Annotated in this window: 19 protein-coding genes and 1 pseudogene; 13 read left to right on the top strand and 7 right to left on the bottom strand. The window is 62.2% G+C overall.

Annotation, left to right across the window (positions count from 1 at the left end):
* Positions 1–146: 146 nt before the first annotated feature.
* A complete protein-coding gene (locus tag KVG91_RS21900; RefSeq protein WP_169374417.1) occupies positions 147–482 on the top strand; it encodes a hypothetical protein in 336 nt (111 codons plus the stop codon).
* Here KVG91_RS21900 and KVG91_RS21895 read toward each other — a convergent pair.
* The gene (locus KVG91_RS21895; protein ID WP_169374416.1) at positions 472–2085 is read right to left on the bottom strand and encodes an ATP-binding response regulator; all 1614 of its coding nucleotides are present in this window, start codon (positions 2083–2085) and stop codon (positions 472–474) included. The genes KVG91_RS21900 and KVG91_RS21895 overlap by 11 nt on opposite strands.
* Before the next feature lie 116 nt (positions 2086–2201).
* On the opposite strand from KVG91_RS21895, the gene KVG91_RS21890 reads away from it, so the two are divergent.
* From KVG91_RS21890 to argE, 5 genes are all read left to right on the top strand, one after another.
* Positions 2202–2804, top strand: coding sequence for a LuxR C-terminal-related transcriptional regulator (locus KVG91_RS21890; protein WP_169374415.1), 603 nt, complete (start codon positions 2202–2204; stop codon positions 2802–2804).
* Between the two features lie 154 nt (positions 2805–2958).
* Positions 2959–4248 carry a flavin-containing monooxygenase gene (locus tag KVG91_RS21885; RefSeq protein WP_169374414.1) on the top strand — a complete coding sequence of 430 codons (1290 nt, stop codon included), beginning with the start codon at positions 2959–2961 and terminating at the stop codon, positions 4246–4248.
* A gap of 25 nt (positions 4249–4273) precedes the next feature.
* Positions 4274–4702, top strand: coding sequence for a RidA family protein (locus KVG91_RS21880; protein ID WP_169374413.1), 429 nt, complete (start codon positions 4274–4276; stop codon positions 4700–4702).
* 10 nt (positions 4703–4712) lie between these two features.
* Positions 4713–5390, top strand: a complete 678-nt coding sequence (locus KVG91_RS21875; protein ID WP_169374412.1) for a DUF1028 domain-containing protein — start codon at positions 4713–4715, stop codon at positions 5388–5390.
* Positions 5387–6532, top strand: coding sequence for an acetylornithine deacetylase (argE, locus tag KVG91_RS21870; RefSeq protein WP_217894937.1), 1146 nt, complete (start codon positions 5387–5389; stop codon positions 6530–6532). Before KVG91_RS21875 ends, argE begins: the two co-directional genes overlap by 4 nt.
* A 120-nt stretch (positions 6533–6652) precedes the next feature.
* On the opposite strand, the gene KVG91_RS21865 is transcribed toward argE, so the two are convergent.
* Entirely contained in the window at positions 6653–7564 is a 912-nt protein-coding gene (locus tag KVG91_RS21865) for a LysR substrate-binding domain-containing protein (RefSeq protein ID WP_169377901.1), read from the bottom strand.
* A gap of 250 nt (positions 7565–7814) precedes the next feature.
* Between KVG91_RS21865 and KVG91_RS21860 the strand changes: the two genes are divergently transcribed.
* Positions 7815–9230 (top strand): purine-cytosine permease family protein, encoded by a 1416-nt coding sequence (locus KVG91_RS21860; protein ID WP_169377902.1) that lies wholly within the window; start codon positions 7815–7817, stop codon positions 9228–9230.
* A 646-nt stretch (positions 9231–9876) separates the two neighbouring features.
* On the opposite strand, the gene KVG91_RS21855 is transcribed toward KVG91_RS21860, so the two are convergent.
* On the bottom strand, positions 9877–10353 hold the full coding sequence (locus KVG91_RS21855) for a DUF488 domain-containing protein (RefSeq protein WP_169377903.1): 477 nt from the start codon (positions 10351–10353) through the stop codon (positions 9877–9879).
* 531 nt (positions 10354–10884) lie between these two features.
* On the opposite strand from KVG91_RS21855, the gene KVG91_RS21850 reads away from it, so the two are divergent.
* Positions 10885–11178: a fructose-bisphosphate aldolase gene (locus KVG91_RS21850; protein WP_169377904.1), complete on the top strand. Its 294-nt coding sequence runs from the start codon at positions 10885–10887 to the stop codon at positions 11176–11178.
* 586 nt (positions 11179–11764) lie between these two features.
* Positions 11765–12004, top strand: a complete 240-nt coding sequence (locus KVG91_RS21845; protein WP_169377905.1) for a hypothetical protein — start codon at positions 11765–11767, stop codon at positions 12002–12004.
* Here KVG91_RS21845 and KVG91_RS21840 read toward each other — a convergent pair.
* Both KVG91_RS21840 and KVG91_RS21835 read right to left on the bottom strand, forming a co-directional pair.
* Positions 12001–12402: a DUF488 domain-containing protein gene (locus KVG91_RS21840; protein ID WP_169377906.1), complete on the bottom strand. Its 402-nt coding sequence runs from the start codon at positions 12400–12402 to the stop codon at positions 12001–12003. The two genes, KVG91_RS21845 and KVG91_RS21840, sit on opposite strands and share 4 nt — an antisense overlap.
* Before the next feature lies 1 nt (position 12403).
* Positions 12404–13606 carry a TPM domain-containing protein gene (locus KVG91_RS21835; RefSeq protein ID WP_169377907.1) on the bottom strand — a complete coding sequence of 401 codons (1203 nt, stop codon included), beginning with the start codon at positions 13604–13606 and terminating at the stop codon, positions 12404–12406.
* 128 nt (positions 13607–13734) lie between these two features.
* On the opposite strand from KVG91_RS21835, the gene KVG91_RS21830 reads away from it, so the two are divergent.
* Complete coding sequence (locus KVG91_RS21830) at positions 13735–14550, top strand: alpha/beta fold hydrolase (RefSeq protein ID WP_169377908.1); 816 nt, start codon at positions 13735–13737, stop codon at positions 14548–14550.
* A complete protein-coding gene (locus tag KVG91_RS21825; RefSeq protein WP_169377909.1) occupies positions 14540–15682 on the top strand; it encodes a PAS domain-containing sensor histidine kinase in 1143 nt (380 codons plus the stop codon). Before KVG91_RS21830 ends, KVG91_RS21825 begins: the two co-directional genes overlap by 11 nt.
* Here the strand turns inward: KVG91_RS21825 and KVG91_RS27700 are convergent.
* Together KVG91_RS27700 and KVG91_RS21820 are read right to left on the bottom strand one after the other, a co-directional pair.
* A pseudogene (locus tag KVG91_RS27700) lies at positions 15670–15759 on the bottom strand (diaminopimelate epimerase); the annotation flags it as partial. The gene KVG91_RS21825 and the pseudogene KVG91_RS27700 overlap by 13 nt on opposite strands.
* A 156-nt stretch (positions 15760–15915) precedes the next feature.
* Entirely contained in the window at positions 15916–16668 is a 753-nt protein-coding gene (locus tag KVG91_RS21820; protein WP_169377910.1) for an ArsR/SmtB family transcription factor, read from the bottom strand.
* A 74-nt stretch (positions 16669–16742) separates the two neighbouring features.
* Here KVG91_RS21820 and KVG91_RS21815 point away from each other — a divergent pair, with 74 nt between their 5' ends.
* The gene (locus KVG91_RS21815; RefSeq protein ID WP_169377911.1) at positions 16743–17927 is read left to right on the top strand and encodes a cytochrome P450; all 1185 of its coding nucleotides are present in this window, start codon (positions 16743–16745) and stop codon (positions 17925–17927) included.
* 80 nt (positions 17928–18007) lie between these two features.
* Positions 18008–18505: an AAA family ATPase gene (locus KVG91_RS21810; RefSeq protein WP_169377912.1), complete on the top strand. Its 498-nt coding sequence runs from the start codon at positions 18008–18010 to the stop codon at positions 18503–18505.
* Positions 18506–18581 lie beyond the last annotated feature (76 nt).

Below are 18581 nucleotides of genomic sequence, written 5' to 3'. Positions count from 1 at the left end.
CATTAGCACACTTGTGCTAATCGACCCCTACCCCCCGCAGCGCTATATTCCCCGGCACTTCCAACGCTGCCCTGGCATCGCGCATCTGTCGCGCGTAGGCGTGCTGCGCGCTGGAAAAACCCTGACAACTCCAAGGATGAAACACCATGAAACTGCACTCCTGCGTTACCCGCCTCACCCTGCTGGGCGCCTTGATCATCGGCGTGGCCGGCTGCAGCAACATCAAGCCGACCGAAGACCGTCTCAAGACGCTGTCGGAAACCAACCTGGGCGAGCCGGTCAAGCGCATCTCCAATGTGCGCAGCGACTCGATGACCACTTACTACATCGCCAGCACCGCGTCCGGTGACTATAACTGCGTGCTCTCAACCGGCGTGGGTGGAGCACTGCACGCGGTAGGGAGCTTTGGCCTGATAAAGCCTGCAGCCTATTGCCAACCCAAAGGCGCGCGGGGCAACCCACTGCAGGGGTTCACTCAGTAACGGGCGCCTGGCTCAGGTCCCGCAGGCTGCCGCGCAATTGCGCCGGACGCACGGGCTTGGAGAGAATGGCGATCCGTCGATCGTGCAACGCGGCCTGGATTTTCTCCACATCGTGCCCGGTGAGGATCAGCGCCGGGACCGCCCAGCCACGCCGCTCACGCAGCGCATCGATGCATTCGATACCGGTGGCGTGGTTACCCAAATCGTAGTCGGCGACGATGATGTCGCAGTCGCTGACCAGGTCCAGCCCTGAAGATTCGGCCTGGACTTCGCAGCCCCAGCGTTCCAGCAGCGCCTGGGTGGCAAGCAGCACGTTGTGGTCATCTTCGACCAGGCACACCTTCAAACCGGTCAACAGCCCGGCCTGGCGCAGGTCGTCGCGCGGAGCCACCGCGCGCGGCGCGGTCGCCAGGGTCAGGCCGTTCAGGCTCACGGAGGTGCCATGGCCTACCCGAGAACGCAGGCTCACCTGCAGCCCCATCAACTGCCCCAGGCGCTTGACGATAGACAGCCCCAGGCCCACGCCTTCGACGTCTTTGTCACGCAGGTGGCGCACCCGGTAAAACTCCTCGAAGACCTTTGACAGATGCTCCTGCGCTATCCCTCGGCCCCGGTCATGAATCTCCACCGCCAAGCCCGCCTCGCGCATTCGCACGCCGATCAGCACGGGACGTTGCGCGCCGTATTTGAAGCAATTGGACAGCACGTTCTGCACCATGGTCGCCAACAGCGCCGGGTCGACCAGCACCCAGTGCGTGCAAGGCCGCAAGCGCAACTCCACACCGGCCCAGCGCGCGGCCTCGGCGTTCTGGCGCACCAGGTCGGCGAGAAACTCACCCAGGTGCACCACCTGGTATTTGGGCAGCAGGCGGCCGTTATCGAGGGTGTAGAGGTCAAGAATCGAGCGGAACAATTGCGACACATTGAGCAGCGAACGGTCGATGTTATCCACCAGGCGGCGCTCTTCATCGCCAAGCCGGGCTTCGCGCAGGCAGGCGGTGAACAGGCCGATGGAATGAATGGGCTGGCGCAAGTCATGGCTGGCCTGGGCGAGGAAGCGGGATTTTTCCAGGTTGGCGGCGATGGCTTGCTCGGACGCCTTGCGCGTGCGTTCCAGCAGGATATGCGCATACACCGGGATCACCGTGCTGGTGATCATCAGCATCAGCACCATGAATGGTTGCGCCTGCCACGCCGGCGTGAGCCGGTACACGACCAACAGCGCCGCCAACGCCAGTGCCGTGGCAATCGCCAGGTAACGCGAGCCGTAGCGCATGCCGTTGCCCAGGTTGACCCACACCATCACCGCATACAGCGGCAGTGCCGCTTCGCCGCCGACCACCATGCCGAACGAGGTGCCGGTGTAGTCGTGAATCATGCCCAGAATCCGCCGCGCCGGATAATGCCCGGGCCAACGCACAATCACTTGGCGCAACACGACGGAGGCCAGCATAAACAGGAAGATATACAGGATCACCGGCAGGTAGGTGTCCACCGACTGTCCAGGCAGGAAGCCCAAGGCGCTGATGTAGACGATGGCAATGGCCGCAACCACAATGCGCAGGTTGGCTTGGTCGAGTTCGGAGTTGGTCTCAAGACTCATGGTGTTACATCCTTCTGCAGCAGTCATCACATCCCTTGCGCGCCACACGCGGGTCTGGCGCGCGGCGGTAAGGTAGCATGCAACCGCACACTCTTGCCCCAGGAAGGAGCACCCACATGACCGGTCGCATCATCATCGCCGACGACCACCCGATGTTTCGCGAAGCCATGCTGCGCACCGTGCAGCGCCTGCTGCCCGGGGCCGAAGTGCAGGAGGCCGGCGACCTGCAAGCGGTGCATGCGCTGATCGGCGAGGGCGGCGAGATCGACACCCTGATCCTCGACCTGCGTTTCCCCGGCCTGACCTGCATGAGCCAACTGGCAGCGCTGCGCCAGCAACTGCGGCGCACCACCTTGATCGTGGTGTCGATGGTGGATGACCCGGCACTGATCGACCGGGTAATGGCCCTGGGCGCAGACGGGTTCATCGGCAAGAACATCGCCCCCGACGAGATCGGCCAGGCGCTACTGGCCATCCGCGACGGCGAAGTGCTGGTCAAGTTCGCCCCTTCCGGCCTGCTGCCCCTGGACACCCACACCCTTACCGCCCGCCAGCACGACGTGCTGCGCCTGATCGCCCAGGGCAAGACCAACAAGGAAATCGCCAAGGCCCTGGATATTTCACCGTTTACCGTGCGCATCCACGTGTCATCGTTGTTGCGCACCCTGGACGTGCCGTCGCGTGCGGCGGCAGCGGTGAAGTATTCCGGGGAATTGTAGGCATTACTCGAGCCGGGGCGCGGTCTTGCGTCCCCTTGCATCCGATATTTATGCTCACTTCCCAGCTTAATAATATTTTATTTATAGCCCCCCTCCCCCTAGCCTTGAAGTCATGCCAATGCTGAATCCAACTGCATGATGCAAGGACAGAGACATGACTCAAGCAATAACAAAAACAGACACCTTGGTGGTGGGCGCCGGTCAAGCGGGCGTGGCCATGAGTGAGCATCTGAGCAAGCAAGGCGTGCCGCACCTGGTGCTGGAGCGCAGCCGCATCGCCGAGCGCTGGCGCACCGGGCGCTGGGATTCGCTGGTGGCCAACGGGCCGGCCTGGCATGACCGGTTTCCCGGCCTGGCATTCGACACCGTCGCCCCGGATGGCTTTGCGCCCAAAGAACAGGTGGCCGATTACTTCGAAGCCTATGCCCGCCAGTTCAATGCGCCGATCCGTACCGGTGTCGAGGTGCTTTCGGTTGTCCGCAATGTCGGCCGCCAGGGCTTCACCGTGCACACCAGCGAAGGCGTGATCGAAGCCAATCGCGTCGTGGCGGCGACCGGGCCGTTCCAGAAGCCGGTGATCCCGGCCATCGCGCCAAGCGACACGGCGTTGCACCAGATTCATTCCGCCGATTATCGCAACCCTACGCAACTGCCGGCCGGCGCCGTGCTGGTGGTGGGTGCGGGCTCGTCCGGTGTACAGATCGCCGATGAATTGCAACGCTCTGGCCGCCAGGTGTACCTCTCGGTCGGGGCCCACGACCGCCCGCCCCGCGCCTACCGCAACCGCGACTTCTGCTGGTGGCTCGGCGTGTTGGGCGAGTGGGACCAGGTGGCGATGAAACCCGGCCGTGAGCACGTGACCATCGCGGTCAGCGGCGCCCACGGCGGCAAGACCATTGACTTCCGCGAGCTGGCCCAGCAAGGCATGGTCCTGGTCGGCCTGACGCAAGCCTTCAACGGCAACGTCGCCACCTTCCAGCCGAACCTGGTGGAAAACCTGGCGCGCGGCGATGAGAACTACCTGGCCCTGTTGGATGCGGCAGATGCCTACATCGAGCGCAACGGCCTGGACTTGCCGCCGGAGCCCGAAGCCCGCCGTGTATTCCCGGACGCGCAGTGCATCCAGCAGCCGATCCTGGAACTGGACCTGGCCGAGGCTGGCGTCACCACCATCATCTGGGCCACCGGTTTCGCGGTGGATTACAGCTGGTTGAACGTCGCGGCCTTCGACGCCGCCGGCAAGCCGCAGCACCAGCGCGGCGTGTCCAGCGAAGCGGGGATCTACTTTCTCGGCTTGCCGTGGCAGTCACGTCGCGGCTCGTCGTTTATCTGGGGGGTCTGGCATGACGCCAAGTACGTGGCCGACCACATCGCCATCCAGCGGCAATACCTTGAATACCGCGAACCCGCCCCGCTGGCGCGCCCATCTCCCGTCAGCGCCTGATCCCTTTATTGCCGGAGTTTTTTCGATGCCCACTCACACTCGCATCCGCATGTTCAACACCAAGGTCACCTACCCCAACCAGAGCCTGGACAACGACCTGTGCCAGGCCGTGCGCGCCGGCAATACCGTGTACGTACGCGGTCAGGTCGGCACCGATTTCGACAGTAACCTGGTCGGCCTTGGCGACCCGCGCGCCCAGGCCGAACAAGCCATGAAAAACGTCAAGCAACTGTTGGAAGAAGCCGGCAGCGACCTCAGCCATATCGTCAAGACCACCACCTACCTGATCGACCCGCGCTATCGCGAGCCGGTGTACCAGGAAGTCGGCAAATGGCTCAAGGGCGTGTTTCCGATTTCCACCGGGCTGGTGGTGTCGGCCCTGGGACAGCCGCAGTGGCTGATGGAAATCGATGTGATCGCGGTTATTCCCGAGATCGCCGTTAATTCCAAGTAAGGAGCCGCACATGACCTTTTCAATTGTCGGTCGTTGCGCCGAAACCGGCCAATTGGGCGTCGCCATCAGTTCCTCGAGCATTGCCGTGGGCGCCCGTTGCCCGTGGCTGCGGCCCGGTGTGGGTGCGGTGTCGACGCAAAACATTACGCTGCCGGCGCTGGGCCCGGATGTGCTGGACTTGCTGGAACAGGGCCTCGCCCCTGCCGACGCAGTCGACAAGGCCCTGACCCGCAACGGCTACAGCCAGTACCGGCAACTGACGGCGATTGATCACCTGGGCCGCAGCGTGCATTTCAGTGGCAGCGAAACCCTCGGCACCCACAACGCGGTGTCGGGCGAACAGTGCGTGGCGGCGGGCAATATGCTTGCCGACCGCGCGGTAGTCGAGGCGATGGTCGCGGCCTTCGAAAAAGGCGAAGGCCAATTGGCGGATCGCCTGCTGGCCGCAATGCACGCCGCCATCGCCGCCGGCGGCGAAGCCGGCCCGGTGCATTCCGCCGCGCTGGTGGTGGTGGGCGAGCTGACGTGGCCGATCATCAACCTGCGCGTGGACTGGGCCGATGACCAGCCTATCCGTGAACTGCAAAAACTCTGGGACGCCTACCGCCCGCAAGTGCAGGACTACATCGACCGCGCGCTCGCCCCGGACCGTTCACCCGGCTACGGCGTGGCCGGAGACGAGCGATGAGCAGCAGCCGCGAACTGCTGCGCACGCTGGTGGGGTTTGACACCACCAGCCGCGAATCCAACCTGCAATTGATCGAGTTTGTGCGCGATTATCTGGCAGGGTTCGGGGTGGCCAGCGAGTTGGTGTTCAACGCCGAACGCAGCAAGGCCAATCTGTTTGCCAGCGTGGGCCCGGCGCAGGTGCCGGGCATTGTGCTGTCGGGGCATACCGATGTGGTGCCGGTGGATGGGCAGCCGTGGACAGTGCCGCCGTTCGCCCTGACCGAGCGCGACGGCAAGCTGTTTGGCCGCGGCACGGCGGACATGAAGGGCTATATCGCCTGCGTGTTGGCGCTGGTGCCGGCACTGGTTGAGGCACCCTTGCGGATGCCGGTGCACATCGCCCTGTCTTACGACGAAGAGGTAGGTTGCCTGGGCGTGCGCTCGTTGCTCAACGTGCTGGAAGACCGACCCGTGAAGCCGCTGCTGTGCATCATCGGCGAGCCGACCGAACTCAAGCCGGTGCTTGGCCACAAGGGCAAGCTGGCGATGCGCTGCGATGTGCAGGGCGAGGCGTGCCATTCGGCGTATGCGCCCTATGGGGTCAACGCCATCGAACAGGCCGCCGCGTTGATCGGTGAGCTGGGACGGATCGGGCAGCGGTTGCGGGAGACGCAGGACGCACGCTTTGATCCGCCCTTCAGCACGGTGCAGACCGGCGTGATCAGCGGCGGCAAGGCACTGAATATCGTCCCCGCCGATTGCCGGTTTGATTTTGAGGTGCGCGCATTGCCGGCCCAGGACCCCGGCGCGGTGGCGGACGAACTCAAGGCCTACGCCGAGCAGCACGTGCTGCCGCGCATGCGGGCGGTGAGTGCGCAGAGCGCGATTCGTTTTACCGAGCTGTCGGCGTATCCCGGGTTGGTGACGGATGAGCGCAGCCAGGCGGCGGAGTTGATCGCAGCGTTTTGCGGCTCGCGGGCATTCGGCACGGTGGCGTTTGGCACTGAAGGTGGGTTGTTCGATGCGGTGGGCATTCCCACGGTGGTGTGCGGGCCAGGGAGCATGGACCAGGGGCATAAGCCGGATGAGTTTGTGAAGCTGGAGCAGTTGGCGGGGTGCGATGCGATGTTGCGGCGGATGCTGGATTGGATTCGCCTTTGAAGGCAGTATCTATTTAATGTGGGAGCGGGCTTGCTCGCGAATGCGGTGTGTCGGGCACTGCTGTTTTGACTGGCCGACCGCATTCGCGAGCAAGCCCGCTCCCACATTTTGGTCTTGCGCTCACCCCAAGAGCCTGGCCAGCTCTTCCCGGCAATAATCCACAAACAATTGCACCGGCTTGGTCAGCGGCGCACGCCTTAGCCAGACTGCCGACAAGCCTGAACCGGTCACGGTCTCGGCCAGCGGCACACACACCACTTTCTGCCCATCATAGGTGTACTCGCTGAACGGCTTGGTCACCAAAATCGAGAACCCGAACCCGCGCCCGACCATCCCCCGCACCATCTCGATCGACGGCGAGCTGAACACAATGTTCGGCGTCAACCCCCGCTCTTCAAAGATGCTCACGAAGTAAGTCCGGCTGGGCAGTACATCCAGCAATATCATCGGTTCCAGCACCAGGTCCGCCAAGGACACCTTGGCTTGCTGCGCAAAGCGGTGGTCCGCCGGCAGCAACGCGTAAGGCTGCTGCGGCGGCATCAACGGCGTGGTCTCGATGGTGCCGCCCAGGTCGTGCTCGAACAGCATCGCCACATCGATGCTGCCCGCCGTCAGCGCTTGCACCAGCTCCTGCTGCTCGCCATCGCGAATACGGATCTCCACGCCCGGCCAGCGCGCCTTGAAGCCGGCGATCAAGCGTGGCAGGTACAGCGGCGCCACGGTTTCAAAGCAGCCGATATCGATCTGCCCGGCCACCACGTCGTTGTCCGCCAGGGCATTTTGTTCGAATTCATGGGCGACCCGCAGCAGCTCCAGTGCCTTGCGATAGAACCGCGCGCCGCTGGGCGTCAGCGAGACACCCTGGGCGTGATGGCGGATAAACAGTTGCACGCCAAAGCTGTCCTCCAACTGCTTGATGGCCGTGGACACCGACGGCTGCGCGATATACAGCTTGCGCGAGGCCTCGGCGACGCTGCCGCACTCGGCCGTGGTGACGAAATATCTGAGTTGGCGCAGGTTGTAGGCAGCCATCAAGGTCTCCATAAACGCGGGAATTCGCCCCATGCCGGTGCATAAAAAGCCCGCTTTTTTTAACAATTCATACCCCTGCAACATACCGGAGCAAAAACGCGGGCGAGCGATATTTTTTAAGGTCTGTAGCAACAAACTTACTAATTTACCTGCCCGCGTCCATTGCAGATGATCGCTGCAACAACAAAGCGTCGCCCACGCGCCGCACAGCGAAGTACGTCCACGTACTCACCTTGCCTTGGAGCTCGTCATGGTTACCACTGCAACATCCTCCGCCCCGCTCATTGAAAAACACACGATTGGATACGTGCCCCCGGAAGATCGCCATGGAAAGGTCAGGGACCTGTTCACCCTGTGGTTCGGCGGCAACATCGCGCCGTTGCCGATCGTCACCGGTGCGCTGGGTGTGCAACTGTTCCACCTCAACCTGATCTGGGGCATCGTCGCCATCCTCGTCGGCCACTTGGTCGGCGGCGTGCTGATGGCGCTGCACTCGGCCCAGGGCCCGCAGATGGGCATCCCGCAGATGATCCAGAGCCGTGCCCAGTTCGGCTCTCTCGGTGCCTTGCTGGTGGTGGTGATCGCCGGCGTCATGTACATCGGCTTCTTCGCTTCCAACATCGTACTGGCGGGCAAATCCCTGCACGGCGTGGTCGATGCAGTCCCCGTGCCGGTGGGTATCGTGATCGGCGCGATCGGCTCCGGGATCATCGGCATCATCGGCTACCGCTTTATCCACGTGCTCAACCGCATCGGCACCTGGGTGCTGGGCGCGGGGATCGTGCTCGGGTTTGGCTACATCTTCACCCACGTACAGACCAGCGACTTCCTGACGCGCGGCAGCTTCAACATCTCCGGTTGGCTGGCGACGGTTTCCCTGGCGGCGCTGTGGCAGATCGCCTTCGCCCCCTACGTCTCCGACTACTCGCGTTACCTGCCCGCCGACGTACCCGTCGCGTCGACCTTCTGGACCACCTACCTCGGCTCGGCACTGGGCTCGAGCCTGTCGTTCATCTTCGGCGCCGTCGCCGTGCTCGCCACCCCGGTGGGCATGGACACCATGGAAGCGGTCAAGCTCGCCACCGGCGCGATCGGGCCGTTGATGCTGGTGCTGTTCCTGCTCAGCGTGATCAGCCACAACGCCCTCAACCTGTACGGCGCGGTGCTGTCGATCATTACCCTGGTGCAGACCTTTGCGTACCGCTGGATTCCCACGGCAAAAAGCCGCGCGGTCATCTCGATCATCGTGCTGGCGGCCTGCGCGGTGGCGGCGGTGTTCGCCTCCAAAGACTTCATCGGCCACTTTGTCGACATGGTGCTGGTGTTGCTCGTGGTGCTGGTGCCGTGGACGGCGATCAACCTGATCGACTTCTATGTGATCCATAAGGGCCAGTACGACATTGCCTCGATCTTCCGCGTGGATGGCGGGATCTACGGGCGCTACAACCCGCAGGCGTTGTTGGCGTACGCGGTGGGGATTGCGGTGCAGATTCCGTTCATGAACACGCCGCTGTATGTGGGGCCGATTTCGGAGCACATCAACGGCGCCGACCTGTCCTGGGTGGTGGGATTGGTGGTGACGTCGCCGTTGTACTTCTGGTTGGCGAGTCGGGACAGCGCGTATAAGCGCCGGATGGATGGGGGGAAGTTGGTGGGTGGGGTTTGATCAATCAACACCCACCTTCATAGAGCACCTCAGCATCACTCGAATCAACCCAGTTGACCCGAGTGATGCAGCTTTTACTTTCAGATTCGAAACCTTTATGCATGTGCCGTTACAAGTCTTTCTGGCAGATCTTTGATGTCCGGATACAGTTCAGAAAAGACTTGGAATATAGGTATCCATGAAACGCAAAGTTCGAATCCTAATTTTATGCAAAACCTATCCCTCGCCCAGTGCCAAATATGCCGAGACCTCGTGTGTAGCTGGCATGGACGAAAGCGGCAATCTGATACGGCTCTACCCGGTTCCCTTTCGTCTGGTTACCGGGGACCAGCAATTTGCAAAGTGGCAATGGATTGAGGCATTCAGCGCGCAAGTATCAGGCGCCTGGAAAAAGTGCCCTTCGACTTTCATTACGTCTATGAGTGCCTTATAGACGGCGAGGTCAAATCTTACACTCACAAAATCGTCGACTGGGAAGCCGGCCAACTCTATCGAAATGTTTACCGCAAACACGGCCCCGAAGGATGGGAAGCCGCGTTTCGGCACAAACTGGAAACGGAGCTACCTACGAAGGACCTAATGCTGCTGATGGGCACCATCCATCGCTTTGCGGGGCAATGGTTGATTGTCAGCCTGATCTATCCGCCTACGCGACAGACCGAAGATACACATCAGATGCGCCTGCTTTAACGGGCAGGTGCTGTGTTGTCAGGGAACCTTCCAGTTCCTGTGCTGCTTCGGCGATCAAACTGCGATGGCAAAAGCTTGCATCTGCCTCATAGCACACCATGCAAATTCGCTGGCCAAGCACACTGGACACTAACGCCTCCAGTACCGGCCCCTGCGTGCGAACATAGGCTCTGAAATCGCGGGCATAAGTGCCCCATTCGCCATCTTCCTTGTACTGCTTGCGTACCGGTTTCGGGCATCCCAACGCCCGATTGTGTTCATAACCGATACCTTCAGCGGCCAGGCGCTGAGCAAAGGCATTTTTCGAAAAACCCTTTTTGCGTGACAACGGGTACTCGCGTACGTCGAGCACTTTGTCGATACCCGCCTGTTTGAGACGCGCGATGAATGCATCTATGGTCAGGCCCTCATAGCCTGCTGTGTAAAGGGTCATGCGGATTCTCCTGGAGCCTCCCGGCACGATCAAAACTTAAAAAAGCGCCGCGACTATAACATCGGCAATTATTGACCAGGCGCCGAGGGTGACAGGCGGAGCGGATATTGCGTAACAAGCAAATGGCTCTTGTGTACAACGCGATTCAGCAAATCAACTTCGTCATCGGAACACATTCCAAACAGTGACAACCGCCTTGTCCGTCAACAACCCTCAGGTAAAACAGGGTGGGTGGGGTTTGATACATCCTCTCGGTTGCGCCTGTGCGAAGGTCACTTTATAGTTCGCCCCGTCGCTGGCTTTGGTCGGCGGCAGGGTTTCGCAGCCCTTACACGATTTGCACCAACACCGTCAGACATGCCCCAGCCGGCTCCCGGCTGCCGAATGTTTTATGGCGGTTGTGCGTGGGAGACCCTCGGGTCTGCCGGGTTTTGGTGTAAATCGTCCGGTCTGCGAACCCGCGCACAGCTGCCACCCAATCTGTTTCGCAGCAGAGCCGGTGGTAAATCTCTTTTCTTGAGGATTTACACCATGACAACTCAACACCCGCCCCGCCGCTTCACCCCCATGTCCCAAACCGCAACCGACTACCCCGTGCTGCTGATCGACAGCGACGCCCCGCTTCGCGAGTTGCACGCCTGCGCCAGCGAGCGCTTGAACGCGGCGCTGGCCTACCTGCACCTGATGGCCTGTTCCAACGTGTCCGACTATGCCGAGCACGACATCAATACCGTCGCCAACACCGCCCGGATCATGGTCCAGGATGTGGCGGATGTGTTTACGGTGATCGAGCGGAGGGGGTTTGATGCGCCTGCTGTGAGCTGATGTGATGTGAGCTGTGAGAAAACCCGCTTTGGCGGGTTTTCTGGTTTCCGGGGGGCTGGAAATTGCGGATTCACCGGGGAGTTGAGGGTGTCTGTGCGGCCGCCTTCGCAGCCTCGCTAAAGCTCGACAGCTCCCACATTTGATCTTCGTAGTTGCTGAAAGAGTGGCCACAGCGCAAATCCCTGTGGGAGCTGTCGAGCCCCGGCGAGGCTGCGAAGGGGCCGGCATTGCTGGCATTTTCTGCGCCTGACCCACTGCTTTCGCAGCCTCGCTGTTCTGGCCTGGTTATGTATCGAGACGTTTGTAGCGTCACGCGCAGTTCAAGACGCCAATGTGTTTCAACAAGCAGAAACCTGATATGCGTCCCTGCTATCTGACAGCCCGCCTGCGCTTACACACAAAGATCCAAGACATGCCTGACACCCACGCAAGCGTTTCCGTGAGTGCAGTACGTGGCTGTTTTGAGCGGTTACACACGCTTGAATCCGCCTGATTGAAATGGCCCTGAAGGCCGCTGTAGCCTGCGATGCGACCCGTCAGTTCAGGCTCCGGCGGGCGCCTATTTATCCATCAGAGAGGTAACGCCATGTCTTCAATCAACGGTTTGAACCCCTACCTGTCGGCGTATCAAGCGCTTGCAACCCACATCGATACCGACCAGCCGCGCCACAACCCGCTGGATCACACAGCAGGCGATGATGCCGAGGTCTTCGATCCCGATACGCAAAGCTGGCAACCCACCCAGGCCGCGGGTAATGGCCAATCTACCGCCCTCGGCGATCCTTACCGCGAGGCGATAGATGTCGAGATGAGGCACCCCTATTAACTCGGGAAATCCCCCTGATAACACACCGGCGAACTGACCTCTGCGCGCCGATCCAGCGCTTGCTCCAGCCACTGCGCCAGCACCACCGCGTTGTTGGCTTGCGGGTCATGGGCGGCATAAATCAGCGTGAGCGTGCCGGCCTCGGCGAGGTCCAGCAGTTTCCACCAGTGGGCTGGCTGGGCGCTCAGCTCCTGGCGGTAGGCGCGGGTGAACTGTGCAAAGCTCAACGCGCCGGACTTGAACGCCTTGCGCAATTCGGTGGATGGCGCGACGTCCTTGAGCCATTCATCCAGCACCAAGGCGTCCTTGCGGCAGTTACGCGGCCACAGGCGGTCGACCAGGATGCGTTTGCCGTCGTCCGGGCTGGCCGGGTCGTAGGCACGTTTGCATTGGATCATGTCACCAACTCCCCGACGCGCCGCCGCCGCCACTGGAACCACCGCCACCCGAAGAGCTGCTGCTGGAACTTGAGCTGGAACGGCTGGAGCTTGAACCGGACCCGCCCGAACCGGAGCCCGACTCGGCGATGCTCTGGACAAAAATAATAAACGCCACGACGGTGGCCAGCGGTATCGCCACGAGCCAGCCCTGGTAACCGTGCCCGAACAACATGCCTGCCGCGACGTAAATAACCACCACCGCCAGCGCACGCAGGATAAAAAAGCGCGGTCGTTTTTTCCACGAGGCCTTGATGATCAGAAACAAGCCAAAATACAGCCCCAGCACCAGCGCCACACCAAACGGCCACGCCAGCCAATGGACATAGCTGACCGCCACAAACCGATTGGCCACCACCACCGCGAGGATGTAGGCCAGCAGCGCCATCACGCAATAGAACGCCGTGCGCACCAGCCACAACGCACCGAAGATCGCGCCGCCCACCAGCATGGTCAGGGGCAGCACCAGCAGGTACACAGCCCATTCGCGGCCACCGGCAAACACCACCAGCGCTACCGTGCCCACCGCCGTGGTAATCAACGCGCCGCGCCAACCCAGCTTGCGCGCGGCGATCAGCACGCCGCCGACGGCACCGAGAATAAAGGCCAGCAGTACCGCGAACGCCTGCAGCGCACCCTCTGGCGCGGCGACCGCGGGCAGGTCACCGCCGTCCACCAGCAGCACCAGGGCATTTACGCCCTGAGAGACACCACCGGCATAGTCTCCCTGGCGAAACGCCGGCGTGATGTGTTCTTCGATAATTCGATGCGCCAATAGATCGGTGACGGTGCCCTCCAGGCCATACCCCACCTCGATGCGCACCTTGCGGTCATCCTTGGCCACCACCAGCAGCATGCCGTCGTCGACGTCCTTGCGGCCCAGCTTCCAGGCGCGGAACAGTTGGTTGGCGTAGTCCTCGATGCCGGCCCCGCCCGTGGTGGGCACCAGCAATACCGCGACCTGCGCGCCTTTGCGCTGTTCAAGGGCGGCGAGTTGGCCCTTGAGCCGCTCGGTGGTGGCGCTGTCGAGCGTGCCGGTGAGGTCGATCACCCGCTGGTCGAGGGCCACCCCGAGGGGCGAAGTGTCGGCCTGGGCTGTCATCAACAGACCGGCGCACATAAATACCAACAGACTCAAAGCCACTTGCCGAGACCACCGCAGCATATTTGTTACCTGAAGTTTCTTCCTGAAGCCGTGGACTGTAACCTATCCGCGCTATAACACGTGACCCAACGCGGTTGACTATTTAAACTGTCGCAATTATGGCAATGCGCCACCACCCCGGGAACCCCATGGATTTACGTCACCGCAATAACATTAACGTGATGGGAAACGGGGTCTGCACGCTGGTGTTTTCCCACGGTTTCGGCTGCAACCAAGCCATGTGGAACGCCTTGGTGCCGCCATTCCTGGAAGGCTTTCGCGTGGTGATGTATGACCTGGTGGGTGCCGGTCTCTCCGACCTCAGTGCCTTCGACAAGGCCAAGTACGCCACGCTGGACGGGTACGCCCGTGACTTGAACGAGATCATCGAGGCCTACGCCGAAGGCCCGGTGATCCTGGTGGGCCACTCGGTCAGCGCGATGATCGGCACCCTCGCCGACCGCCTGGCGCCCGGGCGTATCAGCGCCCATGTGATGATTGGCCCGTCGCCGCGCTACATCGATGCCGACGGCTACGTGGGCGGCTTCCAGCGCGGCGATATCGACGACCTGCTCGACACCCTCGACAGTAACTACCTGGGCTGGTCCAGCAGCATGGCCCCGGTGATCATGGGCGCGCCCGGTCAACCGGCGCTGAGCGAGGAGCTGACCAAGAGTTTCTGCCGCACCGAGCCGGACATCGCCAAGCATTTTGCACGCGTGACGTTCCTGTCGGACAACCGCCAGGACGTGATCGGCCTGACCACGCCCGTTTTGATCCTGCAATCGAGCGACGACCTGATCGCCCCCGTGGCCGTGGGTGAATACCTGCACAGCGTATTTCCCAACAGCACGTATTGCCTGGTGGACAATGTCGGCCATTGCCCGCACATGAGCGCGCCGCAGGCCTGTGCCGCGGCCATGCAGCGTTTTCTGGCACCCTGGGCGACCGCGCGTGCCCGCTGACGTGTTCGACAGCGCCGCCTGCGCCCTGGCCGTCACCGCGCAGGACGGCACCCTCCTCAAAGTCAACGCGCGCTTCAGCGAATGGCTGGGGTTCAGCACGACCGAACTCTGCGGCAAGCGTTTCCAGGATCTGCTGACCATGGGCGGGCGCATCTTTCACCAGACCCACCTGGCGCCGATGTTGCGCATGCATGGCAGCATTACCGAGGTCAAACTCGACATGCTGCACCGTGACGGCCACAAGCTGACCGTGCTGCTCAACGGCAATAAGCGGGAGCAGGCCGACGCTGTGGTGTACGACCTGGCGCTGTTCGGCACCACCGACCGCGACAAATACGAACGCGAGCTGCTCAACGCGAGGCACCTGGCCGAAGCGCTGTTGCAGGAAAAGACCGCCACTGAGCTCGCTCTCAAGCAAGCCCAGGCCGAACTGAACGAGGCCTACGCGATCGCGCAGCGCCGCGCGCTGTTTGCCGAGCAGATGGTGGCGATCGTCAGCCATGACTTGAAAAACCCGCTGACGGCGATTCGCATGGCCTCGGACTTTCTCAGCCGCGGCCAACGCTCGCCCAGGGAACAGCAACTGTTGGGGCACATCGGCCAGTCGTCCGAACGCGCCCAACGCATGATCGCCGACCTGCTGGACTTCACCCAGGCACGGGTGGGCCAAGGCATCAGCATCAAAGTGATGCCGCTGGACTTGCATGCGGTCATCCACCGCGCCGTGGACGAACTGCGCGTGGCCTTCCCCGAAGCCATCCTCGAACATCGGGCCGAAGGCCAGGGCGATGCCTGCCTGGACGGCGACCGCGTACAGCAGATCATCGGCAACCTGGTGGCGAACAGCGTGGCCTATGGCGACCTGCAGCGGCCGATCACCGTGACATCGCGGCTGGGCGACGGCGCGGTTGAAGTCAGCGTGCACAACCATGGCCAGACGATTCCCGAAACGCTGCTGGGCGGGCTGTTCGAACCCATGACCCGCGGCACCGCCGAGGGCCGCGATGTACGCAGCGTGGGCCTGGGCCTGTATATCGTGCGCGAGCTGGCCAAGGTGCATGGCGGCGATGTGGCGGTGACGTCCTGTGCCAGCGAGGGCACTACGTTTACCGTGACGTTTCAGAGCACGTAGGCGCTACCTTGCATGACCGGCTCGACACTGCCGGGCAATACGACCCCACCCTCGCCCGCCCAATGCACGGTGACCGTGCGATTTAATTGTGGGAGCGGGCTTGCTCGCGAATGCGCAGGTTCAGTTGCAGATGTACTTACTGACACACCGTATTCGCGAGCAAGCCCGCTCCCACATTTGGCCCCAGTTTCGCCAGTTTGGTATCTGTCGGCCTTGAGACCGTCCGGGCGGTTTCAGTAGTAGCTGGGCGCTCTCGTCGAATGAGAAGGCCCCTCCCGTTCGGCGTTTTCAAGCAGGATGCCGAATCGCTCAGCCAGCGCCTTGCGGCCCGTGGAGGTCAATGCAAGCGCCCGACTGTCAAGGTCCTGGATAACCCAGCCGCGGCGGATGACGGCCTGCAGAACAGCCGCGCCGAGCGCGCCGGCAAGATGGGGGCGCCGCATGCTCCAGTCCAGGCACGAGCAGGCGAAACGACGTCGCTGCGCCCTGACCTTGTCTGTGTCGATACCCAGTTCGGCCATGGCTGTTTCGCCGGCCACCGTCAGTGTGTAGGCGCCCTCCCCGGCAACGGTCGGCGCCAACCAACCCGAGGCCATGAAATGGTCGTGAAGCCGCACCGCCAAGGTGCCTGCCATGTGGTCATAACAGGTACGTGCGAACTGCAACCGGGTGGGTGTTGCGCACACAAACCGTGGGTCCGCGTTTTGGCCGATGACCATCAGCGCCTCGATAGCCTGGGCCACCTGCGCGTCCGCCAGGCTGTAGTAGCGATGCCGGCCCTGCGAATGCAGCCTGATCAACCCATCCTCTTTGAGCCTTGCCAGGTGCGCGCTGGCCGTGGAGGCACTGACCTCGGCGATCACGGCCATTTCGGTACTGGTACGGGCGTGGCCGTCCATCAGCGCACACAGCATTTTCGTTCTTGCGGGTTCGGCGATGGCGCCGGCTACCCGAGCAATCGCGCTGTCGTTGCCGAGGGCATCCATATTTCGTTCCTGAGCGAATCATCGGGGTCAAAGATGTTCGATAGTAGCGGTTCTTCGTGGACAGGACCTACGCAATGACGCCTTTTGAAGCGGTTACACTGGCTGATCCCTACGTTTATTACGCGGGTCTCAGGCAGCAGAACGGTCTGCTATTCGATACGTCTCTGCGCTTATGGATTGCGAGCAGTGCCAACGCGGTCGAAGCCGTGCTGAGGCATCCCGACTGCCGGGTACGCCCCTTGAACGAGCCTGTGCCAGCGGCCATTGCGCAAAGCGCCGCTGGCAGGGTCTTCGGTCGGTTGATGCGCATGAACGAGGGCGCGCGGCACCTGTGCCCCAGAATGGCAATCGAACCGGCTTTGGCCGCCGTCGACCGACAAGGCCTTGCCGGCATCGTCGCACGTGTGGTCGAGAGCCTTGATGATCCGGGCGATAACTTCGATGAATTGATGTTCACGTTACCGGTTTGCGTCATTGCATCCTTGGTCGGCGTTCCGGTTTGCCAGCTACGCGAGGTTGCCAAGCTGACCCGGGATTTCGTCGCCTGCCTGTCGCCGCTGAGCGACGACGTTCAGCTCGGCAAGGCCAATGACGCGGCCACTCGGCTCAGCCAGGTATTCAGTGAGCTGCTCAATAACGAGGCTGAAGGTAGCCACTTGTTGAGCGCGCTGCGCAACAGCGGTGAAACCCGTGCCTGGGAAGATCCCGATGCGTTGATCGCTAACCTGATTGGCCTGTTGTCACAGACCTGCGAGGCCACCGCCGGCCTGATCGGCAATAGCCTGGTGGCGCTCCAACGTCAGCCTGACCTGCAGGGAACCCTGCGAGCCACGCCACTGGTGGCTGCGCGGTTAGTGGCAGAGGTGGCGCGTTTCGACCCGTCGGTGCAGAACACGCGGCGGTTCGTGGCCAAGCGCTGCACCGTCGAGGGCCGCGTCCTGGAGGCGGGCGACAGCGTGCTTGTGTTGCTCGCATCAGCCAACAGAGACCCCGGCGCGAACCCGGACCCCGACAGTTTCTTGCTCAATCGCCCTGGACGGCGCACCTTCGGTTTCGGCTCGGGAAGACATGAATGTCCCGGCCGGCAACTGGCAATGGCCATCGCCGCCGAGGCCATTCTGGCATGGCTGCATCGACAGCCGACCTCTTCCGCCCGCCTCTATCAGTGGCAATACAGGCCCTCACTGAATGGGCGCATCCCGCAGTTCGAGCCGGGTCGCCGCACCCCAACCCTGACTGCCGCCATTGATGAAGCATGACCAAACACGCCACAATTCCACCGCTGCGTTGACACTGCCACCTGCTCAGACTCAATTGAACACGCACCCGGAGTGCCCTCATGCTCATCGTTTTCAGCGGCCTGCCCGGCACCGGCAAAACCACGATTGCGCGCAAACTGGCACAGCAGATCAGCGCCGTTTACCTGCGTATCGACGTGATCGAACAGGCCATTCGCGATGCCTGCGTGCTGGCGGGTGATGTGGGTGCCAGCGGCTACGGCGTGGCGAATGCGCTGGCGCTGAGTAACCTGCGTTTGGGCCATACGGTGGTCGCCGATTGCGTAAACCCGGTCAGGGAAAGCCGCGAAGCGTGGAAGGGCGTGGCTGCGACGGCAGGCGTGGCGTTGCTGGATGTCCAGGTGATTTGCTCGGACCGGCAGGCGCATCAACGGCGGGTCGAGAGCCGCACGGGCGACATTCCCGGCCTGGTCCCGCCCACGTGGCCGTCCGTTCTGGCGCATGAGTATGAGGAATGGGATGAGGTGCCGGTCACGCTCGATACCGCCCTGCTCACACCGGACCAGGCTGTCGCACTAATCCTGAAGAAGCTTCTGTAGTGAGCGGGCTTGTCCCGCGCTGGGTGGCGAAGCCGCCCCAGACCAGGCGACTCGGTTTTGTCTGGAACTCGGCGGA

It is taken from the genome of Pseudomonas azadiae, from assembly GCF_019145355.1.
Lineage (GTDB): Bacteria > Pseudomonadota > Gammaproteobacteria > Pseudomonadales > Pseudomonadaceae > Aquipseudomonas > Aquipseudomonas azadiae.
The sequence above is the reverse complement of the archived record's forward strand: the minus strand, read 5'-3'. Positions and strand labels throughout refer to the sequence as shown.

Coding starts and splice junctions, on each gene's coding strand:
- KVG91_RS21850 (WP_169377904.1), top strand. CDS start 10,885: ATGACAACTCAACACCCGCCCCGCCGCTTCACCCCCATGTCCCAAACC.
- KVG91_RS21860 (WP_169377902.1), top strand. CDS start 7,815: ATGGTTACCACTGCAACATCCTCCGCCCCGCTCATTGAAAAACACACG.
- KVG91_RS21815 (WP_169377911.1), top strand. CDS start 16,743: ATGACGCCTTTTGAAGCGGTTACACTGGCTGATCCCTACGTTTATTAC.
- KVG91_RS21890 (WP_169374415.1), top strand. CDS start 2,202: ATGACCGGTCGCATCATCATCGCCGACGACCACCCGATGTTTCGCGAA.
- KVG91_RS21810 (WP_169377912.1), top strand. CDS start 18,008: ATGCTCATCGTTTTCAGCGGCCTGCCCGGCACCGGCAAAACCACGATT.
- KVG91_RS21845 (WP_169377905.1), top strand. CDS start 11,765: ATGTCTTCAATCAACGGTTTGAACCCCTACCTGTCGGCGTATCAAGCG.
- KVG91_RS21855 (WP_169377903.1), bottom strand. CDS start 10,353: ATGACCCTTTACACAGCAGGCTATGAGGGCCTGACCATAGATGCATTC.
- KVG91_RS21895 (WP_169374416.1), bottom strand. CDS start 2,085: ATGAGTCTTGAGACCAACTCCGAACTCGACCAAGCCAACCTGCGCATT.
- KVG91_RS21875 (WP_169374412.1), top strand. CDS start 4,713: ATGACCTTTTCAATTGTCGGTCGTTGCGCCGAAACCGGCCAATTGGGC.
- argE (WP_217894937.1), top strand. CDS start 5,387: ATGAGCAGCAGCCGCGAACTGCTGCGCACGCTGGTGGGGTTTGACACC.
- KVG91_RS21885 (WP_169374414.1), top strand. CDS start 2,959: ATGACTCAAGCAATAACAAAAACAGACACCTTGGTGGTGGGCGCCGGT.
- KVG91_RS21820 (WP_169377910.1), bottom strand. CDS start 16,668: ATGGATGCCCTCGGCAACGACAGCGCGATTGCTCGGGTAGCCGGCGCC.
- KVG91_RS21830 (WP_169377908.1), top strand. CDS start 13,735: ATGGATTTACGTCACCGCAATAACATTAACGTGATGGGAAACGGGGTC.
- KVG91_RS21880 (WP_169374413.1), top strand. CDS start 4,274: ATGCCCACTCACACTCGCATCCGCATGTTCAACACCAAGGTCACCTAC.
- KVG91_RS21900 (WP_169374417.1), top strand. CDS start 147: ATGAAACTGCACTCCTGCGTTACCCGCCTCACCCTGCTGGGCGCCTTG.
- KVG91_RS21835 (WP_169377907.1), bottom strand. CDS start 13,606: ATGCTGCGGTGGTCTCGGCAAGTGGCTTTGAGTCTGTTGGTATTTATG.
- KVG91_RS21840 (WP_169377906.1), bottom strand. CDS start 12,402: ATGATCCAATGCAAACGTGCCTACGACCCGGCCAGCCCGGACGACGGC.
- KVG91_RS21865 (WP_169377901.1), bottom strand. CDS start 7,564: ATGGCTGCCTACAACCTGCGCCAACTCAGATATTTCGTCACCACGGCC.